The sequence below is a fragment of the Shewanella xiamenensis genome, assembly GCF_014647135.1.
In the GTDB taxonomy this organism is placed as follows: domain Bacteria; phylum Pseudomonadota; class Gammaproteobacteria; order Enterobacterales; family Shewanellaceae; genus Shewanella; species Shewanella xiamenensis.
The window spans coordinates 370,033-376,439 of sequence record NZ_BMOP01000002.1 but is presented as its reverse complement, the minus strand read 5'-3'; the positions used below and the strand labels follow the sequence as shown (position 1 = coordinate 376,439).

General features: G+C 43.7%; 4 protein-coding genes. 2 read left to right on the top strand and 2 right to left on the bottom strand.

Translation table 11 applies throughout. From position 1 onward, the window contains the following. Positions 1–75: 75 nt before the first annotated feature. Together IEY09_RS03215 and IEY09_RS03210 are read right to left on the bottom strand one after the other, a co-directional pair. Positions 76–396 (bottom strand): DUF2057 family protein, encoded by a 321-nt coding sequence (locus tag IEY09_RS03215; protein WP_229777660.1) that lies wholly within the window; start codon positions 394–396, stop codon positions 76–78. A gap of 227 nt (positions 397–623) precedes the next feature. After that, positions 624–2,681, bottom strand: a complete 2,058-nt coding sequence (locus IEY09_RS03210) for a bifunctional 2',3'-cyclic-nucleotide 2'-phosphodiesterase/3'-nucleotidase (RefSeq protein WP_172587983.1) — start codon at positions 2,679–2,681, stop codon at positions 624–626. Positions 2,682–3,378: 697 nt separating this feature from the next. Here IEY09_RS03210 and IEY09_RS03205 point away from each other — a divergent pair. Together IEY09_RS03205 and IEY09_RS03200 are read left to right on the top strand one after the other, a co-directional pair. After that, the gene (locus tag IEY09_RS03205; protein WP_172587984.1) at positions 3,379–5,529 is read left to right on the top strand and encodes a M3 family metallopeptidase; all 2,151 of its coding nucleotides are present in this window, start codon (positions 3,379–3,381) and stop codon (positions 5,527–5,529) included. Positions 5,530–5,754: 225 nt separating this feature from the next. Further along, on the top strand, positions 5,755–6,378 hold the full coding sequence (locus IEY09_RS03200) for a 2OG-Fe(II) oxygenase (RefSeq protein WP_099457624.1): 624 nt from the start codon (positions 5,755–5,757) through the stop codon (positions 6,376–6,378). Positions 6,379–6,407: the final 29 nt, after the last annotated feature.

The window sequence follows — 6,407 nt, the reverse complement described above, 5'->3', positions numbered from 1 at the left end:
GCGCTTATGCGGATTTTTTTCTCTTTTGGAGAGGCTAAGCAGACTTTCAGCAGTTTCAGGTTTCATAATCCAATTTTAAGCTGTTGGGTTGCTTGCTATTAGATCAGACTTCAATGCGGAATGGTATAATTCTTGGTCTGTTTGATTAAAGCGAATGATCAGCACGTCCGATTGATAGCGTACTGAATTTGCCTGTTTACGGTATTGAGCATTGTAGCGAAAAGCGATTTGGTTCAATCCATTACTTAGCGTAACAGGTGAGGTGTTTAATGGCTTTTGTCCATTTACGGTGAGCAGCTCAACATCGCTTGGAAGCTGTAGAATGACTTCGGCACAAACGGGTTGTAGGCTGGCAAGCAATAGGGTTGATGCACACAGTATAGAAGGGGATTTCATAGGCTTTCTCTTCGTTTATATCACTTACTAATGATAAGTGAGATAGCGGATTACACAAAACCTTAGATGGCAAAGGAATAAACTCATTTAGTTTATTCTGTTAAGGTTTAGAGTATGCAGGGATAAAACTAAAAGAAAAGGCTCACGAAGAGCCTTTTCTGATCCACAGCACGAAGCTAGGTTAAACCTAATTGTCTTTAACTTAATCTAAGTGGAAGTAACGCAAATTACTTTGCTTTATCCTGGCTTAGGTTGATGCGGTACACGGCAAAACCGAGTTCATCTTTACTCAGTTTGGTCATTTCGCGTTGTTTATTCGCTTCGATAAAGGTTGCGGCTTTATCGCTATCTTGGGTTTGGAAGCGAATATCAAGGGTCACATTCGTGTTGATGGTTTTGAAATCCCAGTTGTAGTCAGCACTTGGGTTTACCATGCCTTCGTACTTGCCTGTTGTTTCATTGTACTTAGATTGCGCTGTGATATAGGCCGCTAAGGCTTCACGGTTGGTATCTGGCAGTTCCAGAACCACATGGTCACTGCCTGTACCGGCGAACTTACCACCAAAGGCGCGATAGTTATTTGAGGCCACGATAAATTCTTTGGCTGCAAATTCTTCGCCAGTGAATACTTTGCCATTTTCATCGGTATAGCTTAAATCGACGATACGGTTAGCATTGGCGTTGACAACAGCGCAGTCACGGTCGAATTTACTTGGTTGAGTGACATCAATTTTATAAGTTAAACCATCGAGTACGTCGAAGTTGTAGGTTGGATGACCGTCCCAGTTGATTAACTCCTGTGGCGTTGTTTTACTTGGGTCGATTTGCTTAAACTGGTTAGCGGAACATTCCAGCCAGTCTTTCAGCTCTGCACCTGTGGCCTTTACCGCCACCATGGTATTGGGGTAGAGATAAAGATCGGCAGCATTTTTAAAGGTCAATGCGCCTTTATCCACTTGCACGTATTGGTCTGCATCGCTGGTTGTGCCATGGCGTCCGCCGGCTTTGAATGGCGCAGATGCCGATAAGACTGGCAGATCTTTTAACGCCTCAGGGAGTTTGGCTTTTACGTTGGCTATTTGTGCATCGGAAACGATTTGCACCGTTGGATCGTCCTGCACTAAGGTCAAGAAGCTATACATATCGGCGGCAGCAACCCCAATTGGCTCATCCACGAAGGCAAGTGTGCCTTGGTGCTCGGCGGCGACTGCATCATGAATGGCAGCGTCTGCTTCCACTAATGGCGTTTTAGTTGCGCCATCATAGATAGGACGAGCCTTAGTCGTTGCACTAAGTACCATCCATTTACCGTCTTTACGCTCTAGTTTAAAGTCTACCACACCTAAGTTGTCACCCCAACGTCCAGGCATTACGGCTGGGACGCCGTTTAATAGACCCTTAGTCACATCTGTATTAGGTAGGTCGGCATATTTGGCATCGGGGAAGATGGAGTGGCTGTGACCAAACATAATGGCATTAATATCTTTTACATTCGTTAACGCGTAGGTAGCGTTTTCCGCCATTGGATCGCCAGGATTCTCTGTTGAACCGATACCAGAGTGGGGGATCGCGATAATCAAATCAGCGCCTTTCGCCTTCATTTCAGGCACATATTTCTTTGCTGTCTCGACGATATCTTCAACCTTAACTTTGCCAGTAAGATTTTGTTTATCCCACAATAAGATTTGTGGCGGCACAAAACCAATATAACCAATCTTAATGGTTTGGTTATTTCCTTCGTTATCGATAATTTGTTTTTCTTTAATGATATATGGGGTGAATAAATGCTCACCTTTTTTCACATTATTCCAACAACCGTTTTCATCAGCACAATATACGTTGGCGTTAATATAAGGAAATTTAGCACCATGAAGTGATTTATTTAAAAAGTCTAAACCATAGTTAAATTCGTGATTCCCGATATTCCCCACTTCATAATCTAGTAGGTTCATCGCTTTATAAGCCGGATGAACATCACCCATTTGCAGGCCGACTTTAGCCATATAGTCGCCCATTGGACTGCCTTGAAGCAGATCACCGTTATCAACGAGCACACTGTTTTTGGACTCCTGACGAGCCGCATGAATTAAACTTGCGGTACGCGCGAGACCAATTGTTGGGTCTTCTTTACCACTGTAGTAGTTGAAATCCATGATATTCGTGTGCAGATCGGTGGTTTCTAGTACACGTAAATCCGCTTGAACAATTGGCTCATCATCTGAGCCACAGGCGCTTACACCAAGGGCGGCAGTGATCATCACTGCGAGTAGTTTTTTATTTAACATAGTTTTCTCTATTTATATTTATGTGACCCTAATACATGCTCTATTTTTGAGCATGCCCATCATCCTGTTAACTTATATTCTGAAACTGTTCTGAAAACGATTAGTTACAGAAGCATTAAGTTAACGAACAGGATTATAAAGACATTTGATGATCTGAATGTGACATTAATTGGATAAAGGCTGTATTAAATTGTGACAATGAATTCGATTGATTAAATTACAACCGATATATGACGTGATTTTTGTTTGTCTATTGGATAAACACTTGGATTGGTTGTTTGTTAAAAATAATTAATATTTGTTATTTAAATGGTTTGGTTTTAAGCCGATTTTTATATCGTTATCGCGTTAACCTTTAGCGTTTTTATAATTGTTCTTAGGTAACTTATTATTTTTAAATTAAATTATTTTTATATTTATCATGTTGTTTATAATTTTTGTTATTCAGATGTAATGTGGGCATGGCAGTGGTGCTCGCTTGATGATGTTATTTGAGGTTCGTCACACATAAAGCGATACAATTTAGCCTTGAATACGTTGGTCGAAAGCTTGGCTGAATGGCGGTTAACTTGCTAAGGTTGTGCATCGACGACAGTGCCTTGAAGATGCACTCGTTGGAAGAGAAGCCAAAATCCGTTACTCGCACCTTTCACTTAAAAAATATAAAGACAGGGCAGTGACACTTAAGGGAGTTAATATGCGTAAGTCTGTTATTTTTACCGCTGTTACCGCGGCGTTGTTATTGGGCGCCTGTTCTGAAAATTCTGCTGTAAATACTGAAGCTACTAATGCTGTCGCAGCCAAAGCTGCTTCAACACCAGCTCAAATAGATGCGACCAATGTGTTATTAAGTAAGAGTCCATTACAAGATCAAGCACCACAGTTTAATTTGATCAAGAGCTCGGATTATGCCCCCGCCTTTGCGCAGGGGATAAAAGAGCACGAGGCTGAAATCGCCGCCATTATTGGCAATAAACAGGCACCGACCTTTGAGAATACCATTTTAGCTATGGAAACGTCGGGTGGGTTGTTGACTCGAGTGTCACGCACCTTCTTTAACCTCGCGGGTTTGATCTCCGATGATAATTTTCAAAAAACGGAGGCGGATTTAGCGCCTAAGTTATCGGCTCATCGCGATAACATTTATTTAGATCCAAGCTTATTTGCACGTGTTGAAACCGTTTATCAACAACGTGACACGTTAAATGCTGAAGATAAGCGCCTAGTCGAGTTTTATTACGAGCAGTTTGTGCGTGCTGGGGCCAAATTATCCGATGCCGATAAAGCCCAAATGCGTGATTTCAACGCTGAGTTGGCCACCCTTGCGACTGAGTTTTCCCAAAACAGCTTAAAGTCATTTAAAGACGATGTGATTGTCGTGACAGACAAGGCACAGCTAGACGGTTTATCTGACAGTGAAATCGCGACCTTAGCGGCCGCAGCGCAAGCAGCGGGTAAAACGGGTTACTTGATTACCTTAGTGAACACGACGCGTCAGCCTATTTTAGCCAGTTTAAATAATCGTGAACTGCGCCAAAAAGTCTGGGAAACCTCGGCCCACCGTGCCGTTGCTAGCAATGGCCCTTTAATCGTGAAGATGGCGCAGTTGCGCGCCAAGAAAGCCAATTTACTCGGCTTTGATACTTGGGCTGCCTATGCCGTGGCCGACCAAATGGCTAAAACGCCAAGCGCAGTGTATGAAATTTTAGATGACTTGGCGCCTAAGGCGTTGGCTCACGCTAAGGCCGATGCGGCGGATATCCAAGCTGAAATCAAAAAAGCTGGCGGCAATTTTGAATTACAACCTTGGGATTGGGCTTATTACGCCGAGAAAGTGCGCCAACAAAAGTATGCCCTCGACGAGAGCAGCATCAAACCTTATTTTGAATTCAATTCAGTGCTCAAGGATGGTTTGTTCTTCGCAATGCACAAACTCTACGGCATTAGCATTAAACCTCGCACCGATTTACCAGTATGGCATAGCGATGTGCTCGCCTTTGAGGTTTTCGATAAAGACAACAGCTCTATTGGTCTGTTCTATCTTGACCCTTATGCCCGTGAAGGTAAGGGCGGCGGCGCGTGGATGGATGAGTTTGTCACTCAAAGCGGCCTGCTAGGCACTAAGCCTGTGGTATATAACGCACTGAATATCCCAAAACCTGCTGACGGTCCAACCTTGATGACCTTCGATGAAGTGACCACTATGTTCCACGAATTTGGTCATGCGGTGCATGGTTTATTCTCCAAGGTGAAATACCCAAGTGTGGCGGGCACCTCTACGGCGCGCGACTTTGTGGAGTTTCCGTCTCAAGTTAACGAAGATTGGAACATTGACCCTGCGGTCATTGCCAATTACGCCAAACACTACCAAACCGGTGAACCTATTCCTAAAGCCTTACTCGATAAAATCTTAGCCTCCAATAAATTTGGTCAAGGTTTTGATACTGTTGAGTATTTAGCGGCTGCATTACTGGATATGGAATGGCACTCGATTGGTGCCGACACCCAAATCAAGGATGTGGAACAGTTTGAGCATCAAGTGTTAGCCAAACATGGCCTCGATTTCGCGCCGATCCCACCGCGTTATAAGTCGAGCTATTTTAGCCATGCCTTCTCGGGTGGCTATTCAGCCGGTTATTACGCTTACCTGTGGACAGAAGTGTTTGCCGCCGATGCCTTCGCCTATATGGGCCAACATGGGGGCTTAAAAGCTGAAAACGGCGATAAGTTCCGTGAAGCGGTATTGTCTAAAGGCAACAGCGAAGATTTAATGCAGAATTACATCCACTTTACTGGTCAAAAACCTACGACCGATGCCTTATTAAAACGTCGTGGTTTAGTCGACTAAACGAGTCATTGTAAAAAAGGCCAAAGGCTTGGTAGGGCAACCTATCAAGCCTTTTTTTACGCTATTGTTTTTCGATAATCTTTACTCTAAAATCCCGCCACATTTGACTGTGGGATAACTTCTTTATCCCGTATCGACGCCCCTCGAAAATCAGGCTCAGTTTCCCCTCCTTTGAGCCCTTGAGTACAGCTAAAGCGTAGCCTCTTTATATTGGATGTAGCATTAATGGTTTCGCAATTAAGTGAAGCAGTGCTGGATGTGATCGCTGACGCCTTGGTAGACAAAGGCTATATCTTTTTACCCGAGTTAGTTCCTAGTCATATAAGCCAAGTATTGCTGGAAAAAGTTCGAACAACAGAAATACATGAGTTGAAAGCGGCCTCCATCGGACGTGGTGCAGAACAACAACTTAACCCCGATATTCGTCGTGACCGGATTCAGTGGTTAGAGGAGCAGCATGAGCCTGATTCACTCTATTTGGATTTGATGATGCAATTAAAGGATGGGCTCAATCGTCGCTTATTTATGGGGTTGTTTGACTATGAAAGTCATTATGCTGTGTATCAACCCGGCGCTTTTTATAAGAAGCATGTGGATGCGCTAAAAGGCAGTCAAAACCGCATCTTAACTACGGTGTTTTTCTTAAATCCGGATTGGACGCCAGCAGACTGCGGCGAGCTGATTATTTACGATGAAGCCGATAATGAGATTGAACGTATAGCGCCAAAAATGGGGCACTTTGTGATTTTCTTAAGCGAGCGTTTTCCCCATGAGGTGACTAAAACCTTGGCGCAACGTAACAGTATTGCCGGTTGGTTTAGGGTGAGCACCAGCATGCATGGCTTTTAAAAGGGCTAAAAAAACCACCTTAGTTAAGG

Coding starts and splice junctions, on each gene's coding strand:
- IEY09_RS03200 (WP_099457624.1), top strand. CDS start 5,755: ATGGTTTCGCAATTAAGTGAAGCAGTGCTGGATGTGATCGCTGACGCC.
- IEY09_RS03215 (WP_229777660.1), bottom strand. CDS start 396: ATGAAATCCCCTTCTATACTGTGTGCATCAACCCTATTGCTTGCCAGC.
- IEY09_RS03205 (WP_172587984.1), top strand. CDS start 3,379: ATGCGTAAGTCTGTTATTTTTACCGCTGTTACCGCGGCGTTGTTATTG.
- IEY09_RS03210 (WP_172587983.1), bottom strand. CDS start 2,681: ATGTTAAATAAAAAACTACTCGCAGTGATGATCACTGCCGCCCTTGGT.